This window comes from Microbacterium sp. BWR-S6Y, from assembly GCF_041379845.1.
GTDB classification, from domain to species: Bacteria; Actinomycetota; Actinomycetes; order Actinomycetales; family Microbacteriaceae; genus Microbacterium; species Microbacterium hydrothermale.
This window is the reverse complement of the sequence record NZ_JBFECV010000004.1, coordinates 354,389-378,930: the sequence shown is the minus strand read 5'-3', so window position 1 is coordinate 378,930 and position 24,542 is coordinate 354,389. Positions and strand designations below refer to the sequence as shown.

26 protein-coding genes are annotated in these 24,542 nt (G+C 70.3%); 12 read left to right on the top strand and 14 right to left on the bottom strand.

All coding sequences use genetic code 11. The features are described 5' to 3' along the window. Nucleotides 1-135 precede the first annotated feature (135 nt). Nucleotides 136-537 (top strand): aldehyde dehydrogenase, encoded by a 402-nt coding sequence (locus AB1K56_RS11310; protein ID WP_371205708.1) that lies wholly within the window; start codon nucleotides 136-138, stop codon nucleotides 535-537. A gap of 1 nt (nucleotide 538) precedes the next feature. On the opposite strand, the gene AB1K56_RS11305 is transcribed toward AB1K56_RS11310, so the two are convergent. From AB1K56_RS11305 to AB1K56_RS11295, 3 genes are read right to left on the bottom strand one after another with little or no spacing between them, the layout of a single operon-like run. Then, complete coding sequence (locus AB1K56_RS11305) at nucleotides 539-661, bottom strand: hypothetical protein (RefSeq protein WP_371205707.1); 123 nt, start codon at nucleotides 659-661, stop codon at nucleotides 539-541. Between the two features lie 19 nt (nucleotides 662-680). Continuing rightward, nucleotides 681-938, bottom strand: coding sequence for a nuclease (locus AB1K56_RS11300; protein ID WP_371205706.1), 258 nt, complete (start codon nucleotides 936-938; stop codon nucleotides 681-683). 38 nt (nucleotides 939-976) lie between these two features. Then, entirely contained in the window at nucleotides 977-1,252 is a 276-nt protein-coding gene (locus AB1K56_RS11295; protein WP_371205786.1) for a helix-turn-helix domain-containing protein, read from the bottom strand. Between AB1K56_RS11295 and AB1K56_RS11290 the strand changes: the two genes are divergently transcribed. Continuing rightward, on the top strand, nucleotides 1,178-1,642 hold the full coding sequence (locus AB1K56_RS11290) for a hypothetical protein (RefSeq protein WP_371205787.1): 465 nt from the start codon (nucleotides 1,178-1,180) through the stop codon (nucleotides 1,640-1,642). The genes AB1K56_RS11295 and AB1K56_RS11290 overlap by 75 nt on opposite strands. 144 nt (nucleotides 1,643-1,786) lie before the next feature. Here the strand turns inward: AB1K56_RS11290 and AB1K56_RS11285 are convergent, their stop codons facing one another. The 7 genes from AB1K56_RS11285 to AB1K56_RS11255 form a co-directional block, all read right to left on the bottom strand. Beyond that, on the bottom strand, nucleotides 1,787-2,719 hold the full coding sequence (locus tag AB1K56_RS11285) for an amidohydrolase (protein ID WP_371205705.1): 933 nt from the start codon (nucleotides 2,717-2,719) through the stop codon (nucleotides 1,787-1,789). Next, on the bottom strand, nucleotides 2,716-3,666 hold the full coding sequence (locus AB1K56_RS11280; protein ID WP_371205704.1) for an NAD(P)-dependent oxidoreductase: 951 nt from the start codon (nucleotides 3,664-3,666) through the stop codon (nucleotides 2,716-2,718). The genes AB1K56_RS11285 and AB1K56_RS11280 overlap by 4 nt, the downstream gene beginning before the upstream one ends. Continuing rightward, complete coding sequence (locus AB1K56_RS11275; protein ID WP_371205703.1) at nucleotides 3,663-4,565, bottom strand: NAD-dependent epimerase/dehydratase family protein; 903 nt, start codon at nucleotides 4,563-4,565, stop codon at nucleotides 3,663-3,665. Before AB1K56_RS11275 ends, AB1K56_RS11280 begins: the two co-directional genes overlap by 4 nt. After that, nucleotides 4,562-5,593: an ABC transporter permease gene (locus tag AB1K56_RS11270; protein WP_371205702.1), complete on the bottom strand. Its 1,032-nt coding sequence runs from the start codon at nucleotides 5,591-5,593 to the stop codon at nucleotides 4,562-4,564. Before AB1K56_RS11270 ends, AB1K56_RS11275 begins: the two co-directional genes overlap by 4 nt. Further along, nucleotides 5,590-7,089, bottom strand: coding sequence for a sugar ABC transporter ATP-binding protein (locus AB1K56_RS11265; protein WP_371205701.1), 1,500 nt, complete (start codon nucleotides 7,087-7,089; stop codon nucleotides 5,590-5,592). Before AB1K56_RS11265 ends, AB1K56_RS11270 begins: the two co-directional genes overlap by 4 nt. A 50-nt stretch (nucleotides 7,090-7,139) precedes the next feature. Continuing rightward, the gene (locus AB1K56_RS11260) at nucleotides 7,140-8,201 is read right to left on the bottom strand and encodes a substrate-binding domain-containing protein (RefSeq protein ID WP_371205700.1); all 1,062 of its coding nucleotides are present in this window, start codon (nucleotides 8,199-8,201) and stop codon (nucleotides 7,140-7,142) included. Between the two features lie 65 nt (nucleotides 8,202-8,266). After that, entirely contained in the window at nucleotides 8,267-9,607 is a 1,341-nt protein-coding gene (locus AB1K56_RS11255; RefSeq protein ID WP_371205699.1) for an NAD(P)H-dependent oxidoreductase, read from the bottom strand. Between the two features lie 203 nt (nucleotides 9,608-9,810). Between AB1K56_RS11255 and AB1K56_RS11250 the strand changes: the two genes are divergently transcribed. The 3 genes from AB1K56_RS11250 to AB1K56_RS11240 all read left to right on the top strand — a co-directional run bounded on the left by AB1K56_RS11250 (nucleotide 9,811) and on the right by AB1K56_RS11240 (nucleotide 12,186). Next, nucleotides 9,811-10,851 carry a LacI family DNA-binding transcriptional regulator gene (locus AB1K56_RS11250; protein WP_371205698.1) on the top strand — a complete coding sequence of 347 codons (1,041 nt, stop codon included), beginning with the start codon at nucleotides 9,811-9,813 and terminating at the stop codon, nucleotides 10,849-10,851. Nucleotides 10,852-10,902: 51 nt separating this feature from the next. Further along, entirely contained in the window at nucleotides 10,903-11,217 is a 315-nt protein-coding gene (locus tag AB1K56_RS11245; RefSeq protein WP_371205697.1) for a putative quinol monooxygenase, read from the top strand. Between the two features lie 336 nt (nucleotides 11,218-11,553). After that, nucleotides 11,554-12,186, top strand: a complete 633-nt coding sequence (locus tag AB1K56_RS11240; RefSeq protein WP_371205696.1) for a LysE family translocator — start codon at nucleotides 11,554-11,556, stop codon at nucleotides 12,184-12,186. Nucleotides 12,187-12,278: 92 nt separating this feature from the next. On the opposite strand, the gene AB1K56_RS11235 is transcribed toward AB1K56_RS11240, so the two are convergent. Next, nucleotides 12,279-13,763, bottom strand: a complete 1,485-nt coding sequence (locus tag AB1K56_RS11235) for an FAD-dependent oxidoreductase (RefSeq protein ID WP_371205695.1) — start codon at nucleotides 13,761-13,763, stop codon at nucleotides 12,279-12,281. A 115-nt stretch (nucleotides 13,764-13,878) separates the two neighbouring features. Here AB1K56_RS11235 and AB1K56_RS11230 point away from each other — a divergent pair, with 115 nt between their 5' ends. The 5 genes from AB1K56_RS11230 (at nucleotide 13,879) to AB1K56_RS11210 (ending at nucleotide 18,578) form a co-directional block, all read left to right on the top strand. After that, entirely contained in the window at nucleotides 13,879-14,022 is a 144-nt protein-coding gene (locus AB1K56_RS11230) for a hypothetical protein (RefSeq protein ID WP_264630087.1), read from the top strand. Nucleotides 14,023-14,031: 9 nt separating this feature from the next. Beyond that, the gene (locus tag AB1K56_RS11225; RefSeq protein ID WP_136587145.1) at nucleotides 14,032-14,700 is read left to right on the top strand and encodes a TetR/AcrR family transcriptional regulator; all 669 of its coding nucleotides are present in this window, start codon (nucleotides 14,032-14,034) and stop codon (nucleotides 14,698-14,700) included. 191 nt (nucleotides 14,701-14,891) lie between these two features. Beyond that, nucleotides 14,892-16,133, top strand: a complete 1,242-nt coding sequence (locus AB1K56_RS11220; protein ID WP_371205694.1) for an acyl-CoA dehydrogenase family protein — start codon at nucleotides 14,892-14,894, stop codon at nucleotides 16,131-16,133. 223 nt (nucleotides 16,134-16,356) lie between these two features. Next, on the top strand, nucleotides 16,357-17,529 hold the full coding sequence (locus AB1K56_RS11215; protein ID WP_371205693.1) for an AI-2E family transporter: 1,173 nt from the start codon (nucleotides 16,357-16,359) through the stop codon (nucleotides 17,527-17,529). Between the two features lie 5 nt (nucleotides 17,530-17,534). Beyond that, a complete protein-coding gene (locus tag AB1K56_RS11210) occupies nucleotides 17,535-18,578 on the top strand; it encodes an ATP-dependent DNA ligase (protein WP_371205692.1) in 1,044 nt (347 codons plus the stop codon). Nucleotides 18,579-18,821: 243 nt separating this feature from the next. Here the strand turns inward: AB1K56_RS11210 and AB1K56_RS11205 are convergent, their stop codons facing one another. Next, nucleotides 18,822-20,096 carry an MFS transporter gene (locus AB1K56_RS11205; protein WP_371205691.1) on the bottom strand — a complete coding sequence of 425 codons (1,275 nt, stop codon included), beginning with the start codon at nucleotides 20,094-20,096 and terminating at the stop codon, nucleotides 18,822-18,824. Nucleotides 20,097-20,151: 55 nt separating this feature from the next. Here AB1K56_RS11205 and AB1K56_RS11200 point away from each other — a divergent pair, with 55 nt between their 5' ends. After that, the gene (locus tag AB1K56_RS11200; RefSeq protein WP_371205690.1) at nucleotides 20,152-21,108 is read left to right on the top strand and encodes a DUF5937 family protein; all 957 of its coding nucleotides are present in this window, start codon (nucleotides 20,152-20,154) and stop codon (nucleotides 21,106-21,108) included. Between the two features lie 218 nt (nucleotides 21,109-21,326). Here AB1K56_RS11200 and ligD read toward each other — a convergent pair whose 3' ends face one another. Then, complete coding sequence (ligD, locus tag AB1K56_RS11195) at nucleotides 21,327-22,352, bottom strand: non-homologous end-joining DNA ligase (protein ID WP_371205689.1); 1,026 nt, start codon at nucleotides 22,350-22,352, stop codon at nucleotides 21,327-21,329. A 270-nt stretch (nucleotides 22,353-22,622) separates the two neighbouring features. Here ligD and AB1K56_RS11190 point away from each other — a divergent pair, with 270 nt between their 5' ends. Next, nucleotides 22,623-23,249 carry a DUF1684 domain-containing protein gene (locus tag AB1K56_RS11190; RefSeq protein WP_371205688.1) on the top strand — a complete coding sequence of 209 codons (627 nt, stop codon included), beginning with the start codon at nucleotides 22,623-22,625 and terminating at the stop codon, nucleotides 23,247-23,249. Between the two features lie 78 nt (nucleotides 23,250-23,327). Here AB1K56_RS11190 and AB1K56_RS11185 read toward each other — a convergent pair whose 3' ends face one another. Next, nucleotides 23,328-24,422: an SseB family protein gene (locus AB1K56_RS11185; protein ID WP_371205687.1), complete on the bottom strand. Its 1,095-nt coding sequence runs from the start codon at nucleotides 24,420-24,422 to the stop codon at nucleotides 23,328-23,330. Nucleotides 24,423-24,542 lie beyond the last annotated feature (120 nt).

The window sequence follows — 24,542 nt, the reverse complement described above, 5'->3', positions numbered from 1 at the left end:
CGACGCCTTACCAGCAACCGATCAACCTGCTGCGAGCGCTGTCCCGCGACGGCGCCCCCGCGTACCATCGCGGGTACGCCGGAGTCCCTCCGCGGCATCCGGTCCCTCCGTCACAACGAGCACTCGGGAGAAGCAATGGACACGATGGCCATGATGAAGTCGATGGACATGGGCGAGATGAGCATGGACATGGATGCCATGCAGGAATGCATGCAGTCCTTGAACGCGTGCGCGATGGCCGCGGCGATGTGCGCCGGCAGCGACATGATGCACGGCCCCGATATGGCGACGTGCTGCGCCATGTGCTCGAACATGGTCGAGATGGCTCAGGCGACGATGCACATGATGATGCGTCCCGCCGGGATGAACATGGACGTGATGCGCGCCATGATGACCGCCTGCACGACCATGGGCAAGGCCTGCGCCGAAGAGTGCCGCGCCCACGCCGACATGGACGAGATGTGCCGCTACTGCGCGATGGCCTGCGACGACATGGTCATGAAGTGCGAGGCCATGATGGCCTCGATGAGCGCCTGAGTCACGCCGGATCGAAGACCGTCGCGAGCACTCCGGACGTCACCACGACGATCACCGCGAAAACCACCAGAACGAGGATGAAAATCAGGACGGCGGGAGAACGCTCTCGCTCGTCCTGAGTCATTCCGCCGCCGCCCCGGAGATCAGGCCGCGCGCGCGGTGGTCGTGATCGCCGCCGCGCTGAGCAGCTCTGCGATCGGGTGATACGCCACCGGCTCCCCCACCGCGATGTCGATCGCGGGGCCGACCACGCGCAGCTGCGCGATTGCACCGTTCAACAGTGCGACGGTAACCGTCGCGCCACCGGCGTCGACCACAAGACCGTCCCACCACGCCGAGGGGTTCGAGGCTGCCATGCAGCGCTGGATCGGGTGGACTGTCGACGAGATCGTGCGGGACATGGCTTCACCTGCCTTCGGAGGGGGTTGGTGAGATGAAGCTACGGGATGCCGCGAGCTCGAGCGATCGAGGGCGACGCGAACCGTAACACTCGGTGGCCCCCGTCACGAGGGCCGCGGATCACCCGCCGTCGAGGGAGAGGTCGTCGTGGATCCGCAGGGCGAGCCACCTGCAGGGGATCGACTCCCCGCGCTCCCACCGAGGCCTCGAACCGGTCTACGCGCTGGCGCACCGTGTTGCGGTGGACGCCGAGCTGCTCAGCCGTCCGCACCGCTTTCTTGTCGGCGGCGTAGCAGGCCGCGACGGTTTCGCGCATCGAGCGCGCGTTGTCCCCGGCACCGGCGAAGTCGCCCAGGATCTCTCGTACCCACGTCACCGTCGCCGTGGCATCCTTCGTGAGCAGCTGAATCAGCGCGACCTGCGGGTCGGCGTACGACACCACCACGCGGTCGCCGTAACGCGGCGACGACAGCGCCACGAGCCGCGCGATCGCGGCCTGATCGTGCGTTCGCTGGCGGAGAGCGACTGCGTCGTCGCCCGGGGCACGACCGACGCGTTCGCGGTCGTCGCGATGTGCGCTGCTTTGGGGGTGAATCGGGTGATTGTTCTCGGCTCCGTTCCGACCGACGACGAACGCCTCGCGGGTCAGCCGACGGGTACCAACTGCTCCGCATCGGAGTCATCGCCGCGGCCACGCTGGCGATGACGCCAGGCAACCGATGAGCGATCCTGGGTCAGCGTTCGCTGATATCAATGACGCAGAACCGGTTGCCCTCGGCACGCAGAAGGCACGAGCGCAAATCCGGCCCCGACGAGGCAAGGGTTTCGCTGGGACGGCAGTTCTGCGCCCTCAGTCCCCGACAGATGACCCGGCGGCCACGAAAGGCGGGAGTCGGTAGAAGCTCTGGGCCGTGCCGGCAAACATCGCCTCCCGCTCCGATCGGTCGAAGGACGAGGTGAGCTCGTCGAACGCGACGTACAGATCGGTCATCGTCGAGTAGAGCCCGTCGACCGGAAAGTTGCTGGCGAACATCACCCTCTCGGGGCCGAACAGGTCGAGCGTGGGCGCGACGACCTCGCGCAGGGACGCGACCGACCAGTGCTGATCGATCGTGCCGATGGCGGAGACTTTTACGACGACGTTGGGGCACGCAGCGATGGCGGCCATTCCGTGCCCCCACTCGGCCAGCGTCTGTTCGTCCCGGCCCGGGGGCATGCCGAGGTGATCGAGCACGATCCTCGTCCCCGCGAAGTCTCGGGCAAGCTCGGCCGCCTCGACGAGCTGGGGGGAGAACACCTGCAGGTCGAACGACAAGCCGAGGGGTTCGAGTCGGGCGAAGGCCGCGCGCCAAGCCGGTTCGCCCATGATCCCCGGTCGGTCGGTGTGTGTGAAACGCGGATTCGGATGCCAGTTGAGGATGTGACGGATACCGCGAACAGACGGGATCTGCGCGAGCTTCTCCAGCACCTCCTCCGCCCCCGTCGCCGAGAGGTCGGCCCTGGCGACCTGTGCGGCGGGCAGCGGCGAGTACGCCGAGATCACCTCGTCAATCCATCGGGCCTCGACGAACGGATCACCCGCCCCGTTCTCGATGTGGACGGATGCGACGATCGGGAGGCTCGCGATGTCCGCGCGGTAGTCGGCGACCGAGTAGTTCCGACGCAGAGCGCGGTCATCTCCGTGATAGCGGTCGATCGGCGCGTCGGGTCCGAGCCAGGGGTATCCGAGGTCGAGACGGGCGAGATGCTGGTGCGCGTCGACGATGTCGAAGTCAAGAGTCACGGGTGAGCGTCTTCCGTGTTCGAGGCGAGGGAGACCGCGCCTCCGGCGTGGGAAGCGGAGCGGGAGTCGAGGGTGCGGATGATGCCGGTGTGGTCGAGGTCGCCGGCCCCCGATGCGACCATCTCGGCGAAAAGCGCCTCGACCACGGCGGCGACGGGAAGATCGATGCCGTTCGCCCGGGCCGCCTCGGCGACGAAACGCAGGTCTTTCAGCTGGTTCCGGGCGCTCCCTCCCTCGACGTAATCGTCCGCCAGCCATTTCGACGCTTTCTGCGTCAGCACCTCGGATGCCGCCAGCCCCCCGGACAGAATCTCCACGAGGGCGACCTGGTCCAGACCCGCTCGACGCGCGAGCACCAGGGCCTCCGAGACGGCGGTGACGGTGGAGGCGACGACGACCTGGTTGCACAGCTTGGCGAGCGCCCCCGTTCCCGAGGGGCCGAAGACGCGGATCGTGCGGCCGTAGGTCTCGAAGACGGGCAGCACCTTCGACACAGCGGTCGGATCTCCCCCGACCATGAGGCTGAGCGTGCCCCGGGTCGCGCCGACGGTGCCGCCGCTCATGGGGGCGTCAACGACGCTCACCCCGTGTTCGACGCGCATCCGCTCGGCGAACACGGACACGGCGACGGGCGATACCGTGCCGTGCACGACGAGGATGGGCGATGCGACCCCCCGATCCCGCCATCCGGCGAGAAGACCGTCGGGCCGGAAGACCAGCTCTTCGACCTGGGGCAGGTCGGGCAGGACCGTGAGCGTCACGGCCCGCGCGGCATCGGCGGGATGCTTCCCGGCGACGGCGCCGACCGCGACCACGTCTCCCGTCTTCCCCGGCGTCCTGTTCCACACGACCAGATTGGCGCCCGCGTCCGCGAGGCGGAGGGCGATCGGCATACCCATCGGACCGAGCCCGCAGAGGCCGATCTCCGTCGATGACTCCGCGCTCATCGCGCCACGCTCTGCAACAGATCCGGTCCGGCATCCTCGAACGCCACGCGCGCCTCGAAACCGAGCAGTTCCCGCGCCCGAGAAAGATCGAGGCCGACCGCGCGTCCCACGAGACCCGCGACGGGGACATCGGGGACGACGGCCGCCGCAGCCGACGCGGTGTCCTCCGACAGGTAGGTGAGGGGCGCGGCGACCAGGATGCCCGGAGCGGGCGGGGTGTCTCTCAGCAGAGCGGCCTCGATCGCGCGAGCCGCATCCGAGACGTCGAGGTAGCTCCATCCCTCGTAGGCCTGACGGACCGCCTGCTCGTCGAGAGCGTCGCGGACATGTTTCGCGAAACGGCGACCGCCATCGAGGGTGACGTCGCGAACGAGGGGGAAGCGCAACCCGGTCAGGTGCAGCCCCCACGTCGCGTGGGCCATGCGGGCGGCCTGCTCGTTGGCGTCTTTCGACAGGGAGTAGCTGTCGCCGAACGCGGGGGTCTCGGTTTCGTCGTACGGGAGCCGCGATGGCGCCCGCAAACGGCCGAGCGGCAGACCGCTGGCGTTGATGCTGGAGGCGTAGACGACCTTGGCGACGTCGAGAGACGCCGCAACCGAGAACGCCGCGTAGGTTCCGACCGTGTTGACTCGATAGGTCGTGATGTCGTCGGTGACGTCCATCCCCGCAATTCCGCCGAGGTGGACCACCGCGTCGGCGTCAGTGAAGGCGAAGCGCAACGCACCCTCGTCTGTCACATCGCCCGTGACCCACTCGACGCCCTCCATCGAGACGGCCCCCACCACGTCGAAGCCGACCACCCGGGCGCCCGCCGCGACGAGGTGCGCGACGGTCGCCCGGCCGATGAGCCCCGCGGCGCCGGTGACGACGATGCGGGACCCCTCGAGGTGGGAGATCACTTCGCCTCGGTGGCCGCGGGCGCGGGCTCGCCGGCCACGGGCGTAGCGGGGCCCGTGCCCCGCTTGAGGATCGGCCACCCCTTCGCCCCCTGGTCCAGAGCCACAGCGATGACGACGACCGAACCGGTGACGATCTGCTCGTAGAAGCTGGGCACGTTCAACAGGACCAGGCCGTTGGTCAGGGCCCCGAGGATGAGGGCGCCGACGAGGGTGCCGGCGATACGTCCTTCTCCACCCATGAGGTTCGCGCCGCCGATGACTGCGGCAGCGATCGCGGTCAGCAGGTACGGGCTGCCGCCTTCGGTCTGCGCGGCGTTGATGCGGGCGACGAGCACGAGTCCGGCGAGACCGGCGAGACCGCCGGAGAGTCCGTAGACCATGACCTTGATGCGGTTGACGCGGATACCCGAGAGCCAGGCGGTCTCCTCGCTCCCGCCGACGGCGATGACGTTCTCGCCGAACACGGTGCGGCGCAGCAGCAACCAGCACAGCACGCCGACGACCGCGACGATGACGACCATGACGGGGACTCCGCCGATGTAGCTGTTCAGCAGGAGGATGAACTCCTGGGGGATGTTGTACACGGGCTTGCCGTCGGTGGTGACGTAGGCGAGACCCTGGAAGATGCTCATGGTGCCGAGGGTCGCGATGAAGGGCGGCAGCTTGAGCCTCGTGATGAGCAGCCCGTTGACGACGCCGCACGCGATACCCGCGGTGATGCCGATGATGAGGGCGAGAATTGGCGCCACACCGTTCGCGGTCATCAGCGTGGCTGAGATAATGCCCACGACGCTCGCGATCGAGCCGACCGACAGATCGATGCCGCCGGTGATGATCACGAAGGTGACGCCGAGGCCGATGATCGCGTTGATGCTCGCTGCGACGGCGATGTCGCGCAGGTTGCCCGGCGTGAGGAAGTTGGCGTTGAGGATGCCGAAGATGGCGAAGATCAGGACGGCGGCTCCGTAGATGCCGACCTCCTGGACGTTGATCCGGCGGCGCTCGCGCCGGGGTGCTGAGGTGCTCATTCCTGTCCTTCTGCGACGCCCATGGCGCTCGCTACCAAGTTCTGTTCGGTGATGGCGTCGCCGCTGAAGGAGCCGGCGAAAGCGCCCGCGCGCATGACGAGCACGCGGTCGCTCAGGGAGATGACCTCGGGGAGATCGGAGGATACGACGATGATCGCGTTGCCCTCCGAGGCCAGCTTGTCGATGAGCCGGTAGATCTCGACGCGGCCTCCCACGTCAACACCCTTCGTCGGCTCGTCGAAGAGGTAAGTGGTCGCGCCGCGCCAGGTCCACTTGGCGATGACGACCTTCTGCTGGTTGCCGCCGGAGAACTGGCGCGCGTTCAGACGCACGTTGTCCGGCCGCAACGACATGCTCTGGGTCTGCTCGGTCGCCACGGCGATCTGGCGACGCTTGCTGACCAGTGGCCCGTACTTCGAGAACTGCCGGTCGGCAGTCATGGCGATGTTGGCGTAGGCGGGGATCTGTAGGGCGAGACCCTGACGCTTGCGCTCCTCGGGGATGAAGGCGATACCGGCGCTGCGGCTGGTGTGGGGATCGACGATGCGGGCGGGCGTGCCGCCGATGGAGACCGAGCCCGAGCAGCCCGAGTCGGCACGGATGACAGCCCGGAGGAACTCGGTGCGGCCGGAGCCGACCAGGCCGGCGATGCCGACGACCTCGCCGCGGCGCACCTCGAGGTCGAGGGGCGCGGGATGGCGGGGGTGCTGTACGCCCCTCGCCGAGAAGTGCACGGGTGCGTCCGGCTTGACCGGGTGCTCCCTTGTGAAGGAGAGCAACTCGCGGCCGACCATCTTCTGCACGATCTCCTTGTCGTCCGTTTCGGCGATGGTCGAGCGGAACGCCGTGCGCCCGTCGCGCAGCACGACGACGCTGTCCGAGACGCGCATGACCTCGGGCATCTTGTGCGAGACGAAGAGCACCGCGATCTGCCTTTCGGCGACGATCTCGCGGACGCGCTCCAGCACCTGGACCGCGTTGTGCTCGAGCATGCTCGTCGTGGGTTCGTCGAGCGCGATGATGCGGGCGTCGAACGCGAAGGAGCGAGCGATGGCCATGGCCTGCCGTTCGGCAGGGCTCAATGTCGCCACCTTCGCGGACGCCGTCACGGGGAAGCCCATGAGGAGCATGTCCGCGAGCACCCCTTCGACGGCAGCTTTCGCGCGCTTGCGGTCCGCGCGGCCACGCCCGAGGAGGACGTTCTGGGCAACCGTCAGCTGCGGCACCACGGCGGGCTCCTGCTGGGCGATGACGATGCCGTCGGCCAGCGCCCGGCGCGGGGAGTACTCCTCGCGCCGGACGCCGCCGATGGTGATCGATCCGCTGTCGGGGGTGAGCGCGCCGCCGAGGATTCCCAGCAGTGTGCTCTTGCCCGCGCCGTTCTCGCCGGCGATAGTGCAGATCTCCCCTGCGTCCACGTGGAAGGTCACGCTGTCGAGGGCACGCACCCCGGGAAAGCTCTTCGCGATCCCGTCGATGTCGAGAAGGGGTTTCATGAATCGATCGCTCTCTACTTCGTCGTACGAACCGGTGATCCCGATGTCGGTCAGGGCATGCCCGTGGCGTACTCGGACACGTTCTCCGAGTCGATGATGAACGCGGGCACCTCGATCCACGCGGGGACCTCTTTGCCTGCGAGCAACCAGAGACCGGCGTCGACGCCCGCGGCGCCCTCGACACCCGGCTTCTGCGACACGGTCGCGGTGAGGTTGCCGTCCTGGATCTCGGTCTTCGCCTGTGGGATGCCGTCGGTGCCGACGAGCAGGATCTGACCGGTCTTGCCCGCGCGCTCGATGGCGGTCGCCACGCCGAAGGCCATGCCGTCGTTCTGCACGTAGAAGGCCGCGATGTTCGGGTTGGCGGTCAGCATCGCCGTAGCGATGTCCTGTGCCTTGGTCTGGTCCCAGTTCGCGGTCTGCGAAGCCACCAGGCTGAGGTTCGGGTGCTTCTCGAGTCCGTTCTTGAAGCCCTGACCGCGGTTCAGCGCGTTCGAGCTTCCGGGGTCGCCCTCGACCATGGCGACTTCTCCGCCGTCGGGCAGCTTCTGCGCCAGGTAATCGGCCGCGGTCTCGCCCGTGATGAGCGCGTCGGGGCCGGAGTACACCACACCGGGCAGTGTTCCCTTGGCGTCGTTGAGGACGGCCACCGGAACGCCCTTGGCGAGGGCCTCGGAGAACACCGAATCGAGACCGGTCGCCGAGATGGGCGACGCGAGCAGGATGCTGCAGTTCTGGTTGAGGGCGCTTTTGGCCTTGTCGAGCTGTTCGGTGATAGAAGACTCGTCGTTGACCGCGAAGATCTGCGACTTCATGCCGAGCTCCTCAGCGCGCTTCTTGACGCCGTCGGCGACGAACGACCAGTACTCGTTCGACAGTGTGCGGGTCACGTAGCAGACGGTAGCTCCATCGGGGACCTCGGGTGCGCCGAGGCTGTCGAGGACGTCGTCGTAGGCGGTGACCTCGTCGGTCTGGACCAGCGAGGTGATGGCGGCGGCGCCGTCGGCGCCCCCGGCGGGGGAGCCGTCGGGTGTGGCGGAGCAGCCGGCGAGACCGACGGCGACGACCGCTGCGGCGACGACCGCCGAGGTGCGGAGCGTGGTGCGGGACATGGTGGTGCCTTTCATCTTCGGAAGGAGGGGTCCTGCGAGAGGTGAGGATTCGGGATGGTCGGGGATCACTCGGCGACGAACATGGCCTCCGTCTCACGGCGCAGTTCGAGCGCGGTCGTGAGCGAGTCGTCCATCTTCACGTCGTCCCAGTTGACGATCCCGCCCTTGGGGACGTCGTTGACGAGTTCGACGTGGTGGGCGAGGGCCACGGGCAGAGCGTGGGTCGCCATGGAGCGCTTGGCGGAGACGAGCTTGCCCCAGACGGTGTAGCCGCCCTCGCCGTCGAGGAACTCTCCGGCTCGGAGATCCTTCTTGGCGCAGGCCACGACGTCGGCGAAGAAGCCGACGGGGGCTCCGGTGGCGACGCCGCGGAGCACGGCGTTCGCGATCGAGATGTTGAGCTCGAGTCCGACGTAGTGGTACGGGCGGTAGAGCGCCGCGTATTGGCCGGTCGGGTCCGGGTGCCACGGGTATTCGACGAAGCAGTCGGCGACGTAGGCGTTGGTCGCCTTCACGACGACGAATACGCCCTCCTGCGTGTTGTGCGGGATGCGCTCTCCGTCGCGGGTCACGCTCGACATGACGTCGACGGTCCCTTCGTGCGCCAGGACGCCGCCGACCTCGGACGGACGACAGATCGTCGCGATCTCCTCCACATCGCCCGGGGTGAAGGTGAGTCCCTCGTCGGACGGCACGAGCGATGCCGCGTTGGCGACGGCGGCCATCTCAATGGCGGCCTTCGTGCCGTCGCGGAACGAGGTGTGCATGTAGGGGTTGAGCTGCCCCGAGTCGGTGAGCTCCTTCGAGAACTCCCAGTTCTCCCAAACGTTATCGGGATTCATTTCGTGGTAGTGCGGCAGGTACTTGGCTCCCTTGCCCGCGCAGACGACGTCGAAACCGGAGGTGCGCGCCCAGTCGACGAGCTCCATGATGAGCGCGGGCTGGTCGCCGAAGGCCATGGAGTAGACGACTCCGGCCTTGGCCGCGCGGGCGGCGAGGGCGGGTCCGGCGAGCGCGTCGGCCTCGACGGTCACCATCATGACGTGCTGGCCGGTCTCGATGGCCTGTAGGGCGTGCTGGATGCCGACGATGGGATTGCCGGTGGCTTCGACGATGACGTCGATCTCGGGGCGGAAGAGGTCGGCGGCCGAGGGGATGACGGCGGTCGTTCCGTCGCGCAGGGCGGTCTCGACCGAGTCCACCACGAGGTCCGCGGGCCAGGTGGCCAGATCGAAGGCGCCGCGTCCGCGCGCCACGTTGATGTCGGCCACGCCGACGACGTGGATACCGGGGATATTGCGCGCCTGAGCGAGGTACATGGTGCCGAAGCGACCGGCGCCGATGAGGCCGACGCGGATCGGCTTGCCTTCGGCCTCACGCTGGGAGAGCAGGTGGTGGAGGTTCATCCGGACTTCTTTCGTAGCGACGTGGGACAGCGTCGAGCGGATGAACCGACGGCGTTGTCGAGGCGTTTAGTAAAACGGTTCCATTTTTGTACCACTGGGTTTACGATGGTGTCAAGCGACTCGGCGAGGAAGGCTCGGTGACCATTTCCTCTGGCCCCGGCGGCGCTGATGGATAGCATCGACACCACACGAAGGGGCACTCGATGAAGAAGCCGCCTACCATCCGAGACGTGGCCCGCGAGGCCGGCGTCTCGGTCGCCGTCGTCTCCCGTGTCATCAACGAGGGCACTGGACCGGTCGCCCCTCAGACCCGTGAACGCGTGTTGGGGACGATCGAGGAGCTGGGCTTCCGCCCGCGCGCCGCCGCACGGAGCCTCGTCACGGGCGCCGCCACCATCGGCCTCATCCTGACCGACCTCGCCAATCCCTTCTTCGCCCGCCTCGCCGATCGCATCGTGTGGGAGGCTCGCTCGTCCGGGTCTCAGATCGTGCTCATGACCACGCAGGAAGACGCGCAGCTCGAGCGTGAGATCCTCGACCGACTTCAAGACCGGTCGGTCGCCGCCGTCATCGCGACGCCGACAGGTGCCAACGCCGACAAATGGGCGAGGCTGCACGATCTGGGGATCCACCTGACCTTCGTCGACCGATGGATCGAGGGGCTCGGAGTCGACCATGTGGGCATCGGCAACGTCGAATCGGCCCGCGTCGCGACCGAGCACCTCCTCCAGCAGGGGCATCGACGCATCGGGCTGATCTCCGGCCCCCTGACCACGAGCACCGGACGAGAGCGGGCCGAGGGCTACCGCGCGGCACTCGCCGACTACGACGTGCCGGTGGCCCCCGAGCTCGTCCAGGGCGTCAGCTTCCGCGGCGATGCGGGCAGCGACGCGGTCGGCATGCTCCTGAACCTGCCTGAGCCGCCCACCGCTCTCGTCGTCGCGAACACCGCGCAGGTGCGCAACGCCTTGCGTCGACTGCGGGACGCGGGCACCTCGATCCCCGACGAAATGTCGATCATCGTCTTCGACGACAACCCCTGGACCGAGGTCATGACGCCCCCGCTCTCGGTCGTGCGTCCCCCCGTGGACATGCTGGCCGTACACGCGCTCGAGATAGTGCTCAGCCGCCTCCGTGGTACAGCGACCCAGGAGCCGCGAGCCATCGCGGTCGACGCCGAATTCGTGCCGCGCGGCAGCAGCACTCCTCCGCTCACCGCCTCGCCGCTGCGCACCGTCATCTGAGCCCGACGCGTCGTCGGCGCCCCCACCGTCCGCTTTCAGAAAGGGAACATCATGTCCGCTGTCGTCGTGACCGCCGTCTTCACACCCCTTCCCGGTAAGGAGTCGGCGCTCGTTGATGCGCTGCGCGCCTGCTTGCCCGCGATCCACGAGGAGCCGGGCTGCATTTACTACACCCTGAACGGCGCCGAGGACGGTCGCGTCGTGATGGTCGAGAAGTGGGCGAGCCGGGCCGACCTCGACGCGCACGACGTCAGCCCCGGCACCCAGGCGCTGCGCGCCGCCATCGCCGACCTCGTCGCGGCTCCCGTCGCCGTGGAGTTCCTGACTCCGATCCCCGCGGGCACTGCCGAGCAGGGTGCCCTTTAAGGCGCCTTCTCGCCGGCCGCCCTTGCCGCTGCGCGAAAGACGAGCACGCCACTCAGGAAAGCTGCGCAACGAAGCGGTGCGCCACCATTCCCGCACCGACCACGACAAGACGACCGGACGACGAGTTCGATGTGAGCATGCCTCGACGGTAGGCAGTCGAGGTTTCGCCGGAGTCGTTGCCCGCCTTACCTCCCGCGAACGTTTGTCTCACGGCGGGGCCGAGGCTGTGTGAGCTTTCGCCGCCGCCCCGACCTCGACCGGCTGACGGCCGTTCCCCGCCCCGGGAGCCTTTCGGCAGCGTCCGCGTGCGATCCCCATCGGCAGTACCCTTCCCCCATGCCTCCGCTCGCCACCCTGCCCGCGTTCGTCCTGGCATCCCTCGTGCTCATCGTCATTCCCGGCCCCGGAGTGCTCTTCGTCATCGGCCGGTCGATCGCCCTCGGGCGCCGCGCGGGAGTGCTCAGCGTCGTCGGCAACGCGATCGGCAACATCCCGGCGATCCTCGCGACGGCCTTCGGGGTCGGCGCGATCGTCGCCTCGTCGATCGTGGCCTTCACGGTGCTGAAGATCGTGGGGGCGATCTACCTCGTGTGGCTCGGCATCCAGGCGATCCGCCACCGCCACGCACACCTGTCGGCCGCGCCGCCCGCCGCGCGATCGAGGTGGACGCTGCTGCGGCAGGGCTTCGTCGTCGGGGTCACCAACCCCAAGACGATCGCGTTCTTCGTCGCGGTGCTGCCGCAGTTCGTCGACCCGCACGCGGGAGCGGTGTGGTCGCAGCTGCTCGTGCTCGGTCTCATCTTCCAGGTGCTCGCGCTGATCTGCGACAGCACCTGGGCCCTCGCCGCGGGTACCGCGCGAGCCTGGTTCGCGCGTTCCCCGAAGCGGCTGTCCGCGCTGTCGGGAACCGGCGGCGTCATGATGATCGGCCTCGGCGGCGCGCTCGCGCTCACCGGCGCGAAGAGCTGACCGCCGCGGGGCACGACTCCTGCGATCTCGACCCCCGATCCTGCAGGAGTTCTGCACCGCCCGCCGACATCACGGCCGCGGGCCGGCGCGCCTCAGCTCCGGGTGGCCACGCCCAGGTCGGCGGATGCCGCGCCCTCCACCCGCGCGCCGTCGGGTGCGTAGCGCGATCCGTCGACGGGGCTGTCCCACGTGCGCTCGGCGTCGTTCCACGTCAGCGGGGCCGGTGCGGTGACGGCGCGCGTGCGGCCGTCGATGGTCGAGACGGCGGCGGTGCGCAGCCCCTGCCGGGCGACGAGCCCGGCGCCCTCGGCGGGCCTCTTCGTCGGGGCCGGTGCAGCGCCGGCGAGAGCGGTGGCCGTGACCCGCGCGCGCCGCGCGGCCTCGCCGATCCCGCGACCGAGATCGGCCGGAACGGTCAGCCGCGTGCCGATCGTCCGCATCCACTCCGGACGTTCGCTGCGCGCGACCCCGCGGATCTCCGCGCTCAGCCTCATCGCCGCGGCCGGGGCGTTGGTCATGCCCCACCCGGCGTATCCGGTCGCGAATCTCAGACGGCCGAGGCCGCGCGGCATCCCGCCCACGAACGGCACGAGGTTGTGCGACTGATAATCCTGCCCCGACCAGCGAGCGATCTCGGCGCCGACCGGCAGCGTGCGACGCGCCCAGGCGGCGAGCCCCTCGGCGAGCGCGACCTCCGACGACGCCGACCCGACCGGATGCCGTGCCCCGGTCACGATGAGAGCGGGACGCCCGAACGACGACGGTGCGGCCACGACGCTGCGGCCGTCGACGCCGACCTCGCTCCACATCCCGCCGGGGGCCTCGGCCTCCCCCTCGAGCTCGAAGGCGATCGCCCACGACCGCAGGGCGCGGGTCTTGAGGTCGTACAGGCCGCGGCGGGTGATCGGCGTGCCGGTGGCGAGCACGACCGTGTCGCCGCGCAGGGCGCCGTGCGCGGTCTCGATGCGGCCGGTCGGCAGCGCCCGCACGTCGGTGACGCGCACCCCGGTGTGCAAAGCGGCGCCCGCGTCGACCGCGGTGCGGGCGAGGGCGCGAGCCATCTGCGCGGGATCGAGGGCCAATTGTTCATCGAGGGCGAGGGCGCGCACGGGGGTGCGACCGCCGAGGTCGGCGGGGGCGTCTTCGCGCAGCGGCAGGCCCGCCTCGAGCGCCGCGTCGCGCACGGCGTCGAGGGCGGGATCGGCGGCCAGACCTCGACCGAACGTGAAGGCGGTGCGGCGGTCGGCGGAGGCCCCGGCGCGCTCGGCGAGCCAGTCGAGGCCGGCGCGGTTGGCGTCGACGTACGCCCGCACCAGACTCGCCGGGTGGTGCTTCCGCAGCATCGCGAGCGTCGTGCCCTGGAGGACGGATGCCATGCCGACCGACGCCGCGGTCGCGCCCTCTCCCACGGCGCCCGCGTCGACCACCGCGACGTCGACGCCGGCCTCGGCGAGCATGACCGCGGTGGACAGGCCGGTGAGTCCCGCGCCGACGATCACGACGTCGTGTCGCGCCCCGGATTCGAACGGGGTGCCCTGCACGGGCGTCTGATCGCGGAGCCACACGGGGATCGACATGATCCCCATCCCATCGCGCGGGCCCGGGTCTCGGCATCCGCTTGCCCCCGGCGGCGGTTTCGGTTACCCGCCCTCCGGGGTGTGCGCGGGGCGCGATCCGTGACAGCGTGGGGCGATGGACCCGCTCACCTCGCTCGTCTTGCTCGTGACCGTCGCCGCGGTCTTCCTGTACGCCGTCTACGGCCTCGTCCGTAAAGCCGTGCGCGATGAATTCGCGGCCCGCGACCGTGCGTCGCGCCGCGGCGACTCCCCCGCCTAGGCTCGTCCCGTGAGCGACACCCCTGCCCCGCCCAGCCGCACGGCCGTCGTCGCCGCCGCGATCGACCTCTTCGTCGCGCACGGCTACGACCAGACGTCGGTGGAGCAGATCGCCCAGGCGGCGGGAGTGTCGCGCTCGACGTTCTTCCGGCAGTTCGGCGGCAAAGAAGACGTCGTCTTCGCCGATCACGAGGTGCTGCTCGCCGAGACGCGGGCGTATCTGTCGCAGCCGCACGACGATCCGTGGGCCGCGGTGTGCGAGGCGTCGGTGCGGGTGTTCCGGCACTTCGCCGCCGACCCCGAGCTGGCGCGGCGGCGTTACGTCGTCGTGCGCGAGATCCCCGACCTGCGCGATCGCGAGATCGTGACGGTGTTCCGCTACGAACGGCTCTTCGACGAGTACCTGCGCGAAGCGCTCCCGGGCCTGGACCCCCTGGATGCCGTCGGCTTCGCCGCCCTGGTGACGGCGGTGCACAATCACGTGCTGCGTCGGCTGATGCGCGGCGCCCGCGTGCCGGCATCCGTCCTCCGCCGCGCCCTCGACGACGTGCTGCGCCGGTACGGCGTGCACCCCGACGGCAGCGACGCCGCCGGAGACGACCTCATCGTGGCGGCGTTCCCCCGCCGCATGCCCGCCGCCGAGGTGACGCGGCGCCTGCGCGCGTCGCTCGGCGACTGAGACGTCGAGCAGGGCGTGGGCCGCGAGACCGCATCTCGCTGACTTCTCGGCAGCAGCCTGACGCCGAGTCGTCAGCCGGGTGACGTCTCGAGGGACCCGCAGCTCCCGTGCCCTCGCTCGACCCCGAGCGTTCGCCGCGAAGACGACCCGCGGCGTGACACCGAGTCCCAACATGCGCGATACTCGGAACCATGACCATCGACGCCGATGCCCGCACGCTCCCCGGAGAGCGCGTCGCCCACTACGATCTGCTGGGCCGCCGCGACACCGACTACTACGCCGTCTTCGCCGACATCCCCGACGCCGACCGCGCCGTGTGGGACGCCGCGAAGGCGTTCGCCGACGAGGTCGGCACGCGTATGCAGGGCGAGTGGGATGCCGCGACGTATCCGATCGATCTCGTGCGACGCATGGGCGAGCTCGAACTCTTCACCGACGGCATCGAGCACCCCGATCTGCCGCACACCTCTCCCCTGGCCGCGGGACTGGTCAACATGGAGATCTCGCGCCACGACGGCTCCCTCGCCACGGCGCTGGCCGTGCAGGGCGGCCTCGCTCTGCGCACGCTGGCGTTCTACGGCTCCCCCGAGCAGCAGCAGCGCTGGCTCAAGCCGCTCGCCGACGGAACCGTGCTCGGCGCCTTCGCCCTGACCGAGCCCGACCACGGCTCCGACTCGGTGTCGCTCGAAACCACCGCCACGCGCACCGCGGACGGCTGGTCGCTCAGCGGCACCAAGAAGTGGATCGGCAACGGCGCCTCCGGCGGCATCACGTTCGTCTGGGCCCGCGTCGAGGACGACGGGGCGGACGACCACGGCACCGTGCGCTGCTTCCTGGTCGAGCAGGACACCCCGGGCTACACCGGCACCGTCATCACCGGCAAGGTGTCGCTGCGCGGCATCCACCAGGCCCACATCGCGATGGACGACGTGCGTCTTCCCGCGGATGCCGTGCTGCCGGGCACCCACACCTTCAAGGACGCGTCCGTCGTCCTCTTCGCCACGCGCTCGGGTGTGGCCTGGTCGGCACTCGGCCACGCGACCGCCTGCTACGAGATCGCGCGGACGTATGCCACTGAGCGCATGCAGTTCGGAAAGCCCCTCGCGAAGTTCCAGATGGTGCAGGAACGCCTCGCCCAGATGCTCGACGAACTCACCGCCATGCAGCTCTACTGCCGCCGCCTCGCCGACCTCGAGTCGTCGGGCGGACTGCGCCCCACCCAGGCCTCGCTCGCGAAGTACCACAACACGCGCGCGGCGCGGCGGATCGCCGCGATCGCCCGCGACCTGCTCGGCGGCAACGGCATCCTGCTCGAGAACGGCGTCATGCAGCACATGGCCGACATCGAGGCCATTCACACCTACGAGGGCACGGAGAGCGTGCAGGCCCTCCTGCTCGGTCGCGACATCACCGGGATGAGCGCGTTCGTCTGAATCCGGATGCCACGGCCCCGGCCCCGCGCGGGCGCCGGGGCCGGGTCGCGGCAGACGGGGCCGGGTTCTGGTCTGCGCGGGGGTCGAGACGCGGAGTCGGGTCCTGACGGACGCGGGCGCGGGGGTCGAGGCGGGGGCGGTCGGCGCGTCGGCGTCCTAACCGGCAGCCCGGGGCCGCGCAAGCGCCGCGGGCGATGTCGGCCCCTCCCGCTAACGTCGTCGCATGGGCCTCTTCTCTCGCCATCCCGCTCCACGTCGCGCGGTCGAAGCCGTCGCCGAGGCGGTGCAGCCGCCGCCGCGCAGCCTGTGGGCCGACGGGTTCGGGCGTCTCGCCGTCCGCGCGGTGCAGATCATCGCCGTGGTCGCGCTCGTCGCCGGCATCATCTGGGGCATCCGTCAGGTGACGCTGGTCATCATCCCGCTGATCCTGGCCCTGATCTTCGCGTCGGCGTTCGGCCCGGTCACGATGTGGATGCGCCGCAAGGGCGTACCCGCCGTCCTCGCGACCGTCCTCACCCTGCTCGCGGTGGTCGTCGTGCTCGCCGCCCTCGGCTGGCTCGTCGTCAACGCCGTGATCAACCAGTGGGACACGCTCAGCGCGCAGGCCGTCGAGGGGTTCCAGAAGGCCCAGGACTGGTACCACACGCTGCCCTTCGCGATCTCTCCCGACCAGGTCGATCAGGCCGTCCAGGCCATCGGCGACTTCGTCACCAGCGCGCAGTTCGGCAACGGGGCCCTCGCCGGCGTCAGCGCGGTCGCCTCGTTCGTCACCGGCTTCGTGCTCATGGTCGTCATCCTGTTCTTCTTCCTCAAAGACGGCCCGCGCATGTGGGAGTTCGTGCTGCGCCCGTTCCACGGCTCCGACTACGAACGCGCCCGCCGCATCGGCGACAAGACCATCACCGTCCTCGGCTCGTACGTCCGCGGCACGGCCTCGGTGGCCGCCGTCGACGCGATCGGCATCGGCATCGGCCTGGCGATCCTGCAGGTTCCCCTCGCGCTGCCCCTCGCGGTCCTCGTCTTCCTGTTGGCCTTCATCCCCATCGTGGGCGCGGTGACCGCCGGCATCCTCGCGGCCCTCGTCGCGCTCGTCACGAACGGGTGGGTCGTCGCCCTCATCGTGGTCGGCATCGTCGTTCTCGTGAACCAGCTCGAGGGCAACTTCCTGCAGCCCGTCCTCATGGGGCGCTCGATGAAGCTGCACTCGTTCGTCGTGCTGGTCGTCCTCGCCGGCGGAACCGCGATCGGCGGCATCCTGGGCACCCTCCTCGCCGTGCCGCTCACCGCTGTCGTGTGGGGCATCATCACGGTGTGGAACGGCCCCGACAAGCCCGCCGAGTGGGCGCGTCGCAAGAAGCGCAAGAACCCCGTCCCGCTCGCGGGCGACGAGAGCTGACGCTCGTGCCGTACGACATCCCCGCGCCGATGCTGGCGAAGTCGGTCCCCGAGGTTCCCGACCACGCGAAGGTGGCGGGCGGGTTCAGCTACGAACCGAAGTGGGACGGTTTCCGGGCCCTCGTGTCGTGGGACGGAACGGATGTCGAGATCGGCAGTCGCGGCGCGAAGCCGCTCACGCGGTACTTCCCCGAACTGGTGGAGGCGTTCGCCCAGCTCCTCCCCGAGCCGTGCCTCCTCGACGGCGAGGTCGTCGTCGCCCGGGGCGAGCCGGGAGCGCAGCGACTGGACTGGGAATCGCTGTCGCAGCGCATCCACCCGGCGGCCTCCCGGGTGAACCTGCTCGCCGAAGAGACCCCCGCGATGTTCATCGCGTTCGACCTCCTCGCCCGCGGCGAGCGCGACCTGCAGGGCGAGGCGTTCGCCGAGCGCCGCGCGCAGCTCGTCGACCTGCTCGGCGACGTCCCCCGCCCCGTGCACGTCACGCGCACGACCGACGATCCCGACCTCGCCCGTCGTTGGCTGGCCGAGTTCGAGGGTGCCGGTCTCGACGGGGTGATCGCCAAACCGCTCGCGCAGCCCTACGCGCCGAACAAGCGCACGATGTTCAAGATCAAGCACGCGCGCACCGCCGACGTCGTGCTGCTGGGCTACCGCATCCACAAGTCCGGCGAGGGTGTCGGCTCTCTCCTGCTCGGCCTGTACGACGACGACGGTCATCTGCACGGGGTCGGAGGGGCCTCCGCCTTCACCGACAAGCGCCGCCGCGAGCTGATCGACGAGCTCGCGCCCCTCGTCGAGCGCGACGCCGACGGCGCGGCGGTCACCGGCGAGACCGACCGCTCGCGCTTCTCGGCTTCTAAAGATGTGTCGTTCGTGCGCCTGCGCCCCGAGCGCGTGCTCGAGGTGCGCTACGACCAGCTCGAGGGCATGCGCTTCCGCCACACCGTGCAGTTCGACCGCTGGCGCCCCGACCGCGACGCCCGCTCGTGCACCTTCGCGCAGCTCGACAGCGTGAGCTCCTACGACCTGGGTGACGTCCTGGACTGAGGCCGTCCGGTACTGAGGCCGTCCGGGACTGACGCCGTCCTGCACGGACTCCCCGGCGAGCCCGTGCGCGGTGCGGGCCGCTCGGTCGCGCGCCCGCGGGATCTCGGGCTCGACCGGTCACGCGCCGCCCTCGCCCGCGCACCGCCGCGCCACCAGAACAGGAGATGCGGCGAGAACAGGACGATCAGGTCGCCCGCGTCCTGTTCTCGACGAATCCCCTGTCCTCGCGACGCCGGAGGCCGCTCAGCGGACCTCCGCGGCATCCGCCCGGCGGGCGATCAGCACGACGCCGGCTGCGGCGACGGCGAACATCGCCGCGAGGATCGCCCACCCCGCGGTGCCGAGGTCGATCGCCGTGAGCGTCACGACGGCGGGGGCGATCATCGCGCCGACCGCGTACCCGGTGCCGTACACGCCCTGATAACTGCCCATGCGCTCCTGCGGCGCGAGGTCGAAGCTGAGGCTCCACCCGGCCGCGCTCGAGCTGATCTCGGCGAGCGAGTGGACGACGGCCGCGGCGAACAGCACGACGACCACCGCCGTCGCGGGCCCCCAGCCCTCCCCGCCGATCCATCCCGCCGCGGCCCACAGCAGGCACGCGCCGACCATGAGCCATCCGGCGCGGGTCATCGCGCGTCCCGCTCCGGCGAAGGTGCCGGTGCCGCGGCTCATGCGCACCTGCAGCAGGACCACGACCACGGTGTTCACCAGCAGCAGGGGGCTCACGACGACGTCGGCGGCGATCGTGTGAGCGACGACCCACAGCGGGACTCCGATCTCGAAGACCCCGAACTGGATGCCGAAGACGCCCATGAGAGCCGTCAACCACAGGAAGCGCGGGTCGCGGTAGGGGCTGCGCACCGCGACGCTCGCGGGGTCGACGGTGTCGGCATCCGGGTCCTGTCGACGGAGGTCAACCCGCTGCGGGTCGAGGCCGGTCACGAGCACCGCCGACAGCAGGAAGAGCGAGCCCGCGATCGACATCGTCAGGTGGAACGCGAACGGTGTGCCGAGGGCGAGCGGGATCGCGGCGACCGCAGTGCCGACGCCGATCCCCACGTTCGTCACGGTGCGCATCGTGGCGCGGATGCGCACGCGGTCCTCGCCGCGGAACGCGCGTCCGACGACCGCGGAGCGCACGCTGCCCCCGCCCTGCTGCGCCAGGAGCACGAGCGAGGCGACGATCACCAGCGTCGGCAGATCGCGCACGAAGAGGTAGCCGATCAGCGCCGCCCCCTGCACGACGTGCAGGATGACGAGCATCCGCCGCGCGCTGAAGCGATCGGAGAGATGGCCGAACACGAGCGAGCTGGCCACGCCCACCGCGCCGGCGATGGTCAGTCCGATGCCGACCGTGACGGGCTCGAGCCCCACGATGAGCGTCAGGTACAGCGTCGTCAGGGTGAAGAACGCCCCTCGACCGAGGGTGTCGACGAGGGTGACCGTGAGCAGGCGGCGCAGTGTCCGATCCGTCTGCACGAGGGTTCTCAGGGGGACGGTGGGGATCGTGCTGGTCACCCCTCCATTGATCCAGGAGCGGAACCCGCTTTCCATCGATGTAGCGTGGGGCTTCATGATCCGATACGAGCTCGAGGCCGCCGACATCTCGGCGATCCGCTTCGGCATCTCCCCCCTGTCGGAGCTCGGTCTCGGCTTGCGCGCTCTCTCCCAACCCGAGGGCTTCCCGCTGCAGCGGCCGTGGCTGGACCGCATCGCCTCGGTGCGCCCCCTGCTCGACCTCGACGTGCTGCTCGCCCTCGTGAACGACCGCAAGTGGACGGCCGATTTCGTCAACCCCCGGCCGTCCTCGCCGCTCACCTCGCTCGACGACGAGCTGGTCACGCTCGGACGGATCCCCCGCGCCCGTTTCGTCGCCGACCTCGAACGCGTCCACGGCGAGGTGCCGCCGGCGCTCCGCGGTCGGCACGACGTCGTCGTGGCCCGCCTTCAGCGCGCCCTCGCCACCGCCTGGGAGCTCTGCTTCGCCCCGCACTGGGCGCGGATGAGCGCGGTGCTGCGGGCCGACATCGCCTATCGCGGGCGGATCGCCGCGCAATCGGGGATGGGCAGCGTGCTCAACGGACTCTCGGATGCCGCCCGCTACGACGGCCACCACCTCGACGTGCGCCTGTGGAACCCCGAGATCCGCCGCCGGCCCGTGCTCGGCGAGGGGCTCACCCTCGTGCCGTCGATGTTCACCGTGCGCGTCTCGACCCCCATCGACGACGATCTGCCGCCGACGGTGATGTACCCCGCGCGCGGGCAGGGCGCGATGTGGTCGCGCAGCACCCAGCCGGAGGAGGACGCCGTCTCCGACCTGCTGGGGCGCACGCGCGCGGCTCTTCTCGCGGCGCTGGGCGAGCCGGCATCCTCGACCGATCTCGCCCTCCGATTCGGGGTCTCGACGTCCGCGATCAACCAGCAGGTCCGCGTGATGGAACGCGCGGGGCTGCTCAACCGCGCCCGGTACGGCCGCGCGGTGCTGTACTACCGCAGTGCGGCGGGCGACGCGTTGGCCACCGGCGGCTGAGGCGGACCTGGCGACATCGGCGACACGCGCTCCGGTCGCGGGCGACGCACGGTGACGGGAAGCGCGCCGGTCGCGCGGCCGCGGTGTCGCCGGCATCCGCTCCACGGGTCGGCACACGCGAGAACAGGAGATCGGCCGAGATCAGGGCGCCGATCTCTCTTTCCATCCTGTCCTGGAGCGATCTCCTGTTCTCCGCCGTCGTTCGTGCTGTGCCGCCGTCACTGCCCCGGGTTCTTCGCGCGCGAGGGCTGCACGCGCGGCGGCTCCCCCGGCATCTTCGGGAACTCCGGCGGGAACGGCAACTCCCCCAGCCCGTTCTCGACGTCGCGCTGCCACCACTGCAGCAGCGTGTCGATGCGCCCGGGCTTCTCCGCGAATCCGGCCCACGGATCGCCGACGGATGCCAACCGCTCCGGCACGGAGCGCACCGTGAACGCGAGCGGGTCGAGTCCGTCGAGCTCGTCCCAGGCGACCGGGGTCGACACGGTCGCGGTGGGCAGCGCGCGCGGCGAATACGCTCCGGCCATCGTGCGATCGCGATTGGCCTGGTTGAAGTCGACGAAGATGCGCTCGCCCCGCTCCTCCTTCCACCAGCTCGTCGTCACGGCATCCGGCATCCGTCGTTCCAGCTCGCGCGCCGCAGCGATGACCGCATGCCGCACGTCGAGGAACTCGTGCGTCGGCTCGATCGGGCAGAACACGTGCAGACCGCGGTTGCCGCTCGTCTTGATCCACGGCTCGAGCCCCGCCTCGCGCAGGACGACGCGCAGTTCGTGGGCGGCCGTGACCGCCTCAGCGATCCCGGTGCCGGGCTGGGGATCGAGGTCGATGCGCAGTTCGACCGGGTGATCGGGATCGCTCGCGAGCGAGGCCCACGGGTGGAACACGATCGTGTTCATCTGCGCCGCCCACACCGCCGACGCGATCTCGCCGAGGAAGAGCTGGGGATGCCGCCGCCCGCTGTTGTACGTCACGGTCACGGCCTCGACGAAGTCGGGAGCCCCCTTCGGCGGGTTCTTCGAGAAGAAGGCCTCGCCGCCGACGCCCTCGGGGAAGCGCTCGAGCGAAACGGGCCGGTGCCCGTTCGCGGCGATGAACGGATCGCCCACCGCGACGAGGTACTCGGCCAGCTCGCGTTTCGTGATCCCCACCTCGGGCCAGAGCACCCGATCGGGGTTCGAGATGCCCACCTCGCGATCGCCGTCGGGTCCCGGCACGGTCAGAGTGATGCGAGGGGATGCCATGTGCCGACGCTAACGCTCCCGTGCCGTCGTGTCTGCCCGTTGCGCGACGGCGGTCGCCGCTCGCGCCGCGGGGCGTCGCACGTAACGCCGAGGTCCGAACACGCAGGCACCCGCGACCGCGCGGGGCGTCGCGCATGGCGCCGGGGCCACCAAGCACGTCCCTGTGCCCGGCGGTTCGCCGCTTCGCGCCGCCCGCGCGCACATGAGGAGTCACGCCGCGCGCCTGTCCACCCCGGGCCGACGCCTCCACCTCCGGCCTACGCTCGACACATGACGACCGCCGCCGCCCGCACCGCCCTCGACATCGCCGACTGGCGCCGCCGCGTGTTCGCGCTCTACGACGCCGTTCGCGAGGCCGACGACCCCGAAGACGCCCACGAGCTCTGGCGGATCGAGCGCGATGCGCTCTTCGCCGACCATCCCGCGACGCCGCTGCTTCCGGAGCAGCGGGAGGGGTTCGTGGGCTTACCCCTCGCCCCCTACGACGCGGCGTGGCGCTTCGAGGTGCCTCTGCTCGACGCCGAGGAGGCGTCGTTCGTCGCCACCACCGGGACGGACGGCGAGGTCGGCTTCGAACGCATCGGCCGCGTCGAGCTTCCCGACACCGGATCTCTCGACGTCTGGCGCTTGACGTCGTACGGCGGCGGTCTCTTCGTGCCCGTGCGCGATGCGGCCGCCGGCCGGCCGGGCGGCACCTACGGCGGCGGACGCTACCTGCTCGACACCATCAAGGGTGCGGATCTCGGACGCGGTTCCGCCCCCGACAGCCTCGTGATCGATTTCAACTTCGCCTACAACCCGTCGTGCGCCTATGACCCCATGTGGGCGTGCCCCCTCGCTCCCGCCGGGAACGTGCTGCCCGTGGCGGTTCCCGTCGGCGAGCTCTATGGGGTGTGAGGGCTCGACCCCTCGGCATCCGGAACCCTGACACGACAGCGGGCCGCCCCGAGAGGGACGGCCCGCTGTTCTCGTGGTTCAGGCGTCGGCGGCGGCGGCGTCCTTCTCAGCGAGATCGATCACGGGCGCGAGCTCCGCACGCGTGAGGCGGATCCAGGGGCCGGCCGGATCGATCAGGATGCCGGTGAGCGCGGGGTCGCTGGCCAGAGCCTTCGACAGCTGGGCGCGCGAGATGGGCAACGGCTGGTCGCCGCGACCGAGCGCGAGGAGCTCGAGCGGGTGCGTGAACACCTCGAGAAAGCGTTCGCCCGCCGCCGAGCGCGACTCGGCGACGCCGATCGGTCCGCCCTCTTCGGTGCGGTTCACTGCGATCCACATCGGCGCCTCGGCCACGATGGCGTCGACCACCGTCGAGACCGTCTCGTCGGTGCGGGTCTCGCACAGCGCGGTCTTGATGCGCAGTTCGGGGTCGACCTCGGCGACCATGCGTTCCAGCAGCGCCTTCGGCAGCACCGCGCGGTTGTCACCCGAGGCCGGGTCGAGCACGATGCCCGCGTAGGGGCCGCCGAGCACGTGACGCAGCAGCGCCATGACCGGCTGCCCCATCGCGGAGGTGTCGTGGTCGCCGTCGGCTTCGACGCTCGCGCGCAGGGCGAGCCCACCGCTGTACGCGAGGACGAGCTGTTCGTCACCGCGGTTGGCGACGGCGAGCGGGAGGTCCTTGCCCTCCGCGAGCAGCGCCCGCGCGTCGCCCTTCACCCGCAGGAACACGTGGCCCTGCAGGAGCTGACGAGCGACGTTGAGCAGCTGCGCCGGCTCCGGCTGGCCCGAGATCTCGGCGAGAGCGTTGCCCAGCAGCGCGTTGTCGCGCAGGCCCTGGACAGTCTCGGGAGCCTCGGGGGCCTCCATCGGCCCGGGCTGACGGGCCGAGGGGCGCGCGGCGACCGGCGGTGCGTTGGTCAGCGTCGGGGCGGGTTCCGGCGCGGCGCCGACGCCGCGGAACGACGACATCGAGATGCCGACGGCGGGCGCGGCCTCGGCGGGAGCCTCGGGAGTGGTGTCGGCGGCAGGAGCGGCGTCGCTCGGGCCGGAGGGATCGACCGGCTGTTCGCCCGGTTCGATCGCGGAGTCGGGGCGGTCGTCGGACTTCTTGCGGCGCGAGAAGAGAGCCATTGGTTCAGCCTAGCCGTGAGGGTCGGGGCGCGGGCGCGAGCACGGGTTCAGGTGCGGGAGGGGGTGTGCGGGAGGGGTCGGGCGCGGGTGGGTGCGGGTGCGAGCACGGGTGCGGCGATT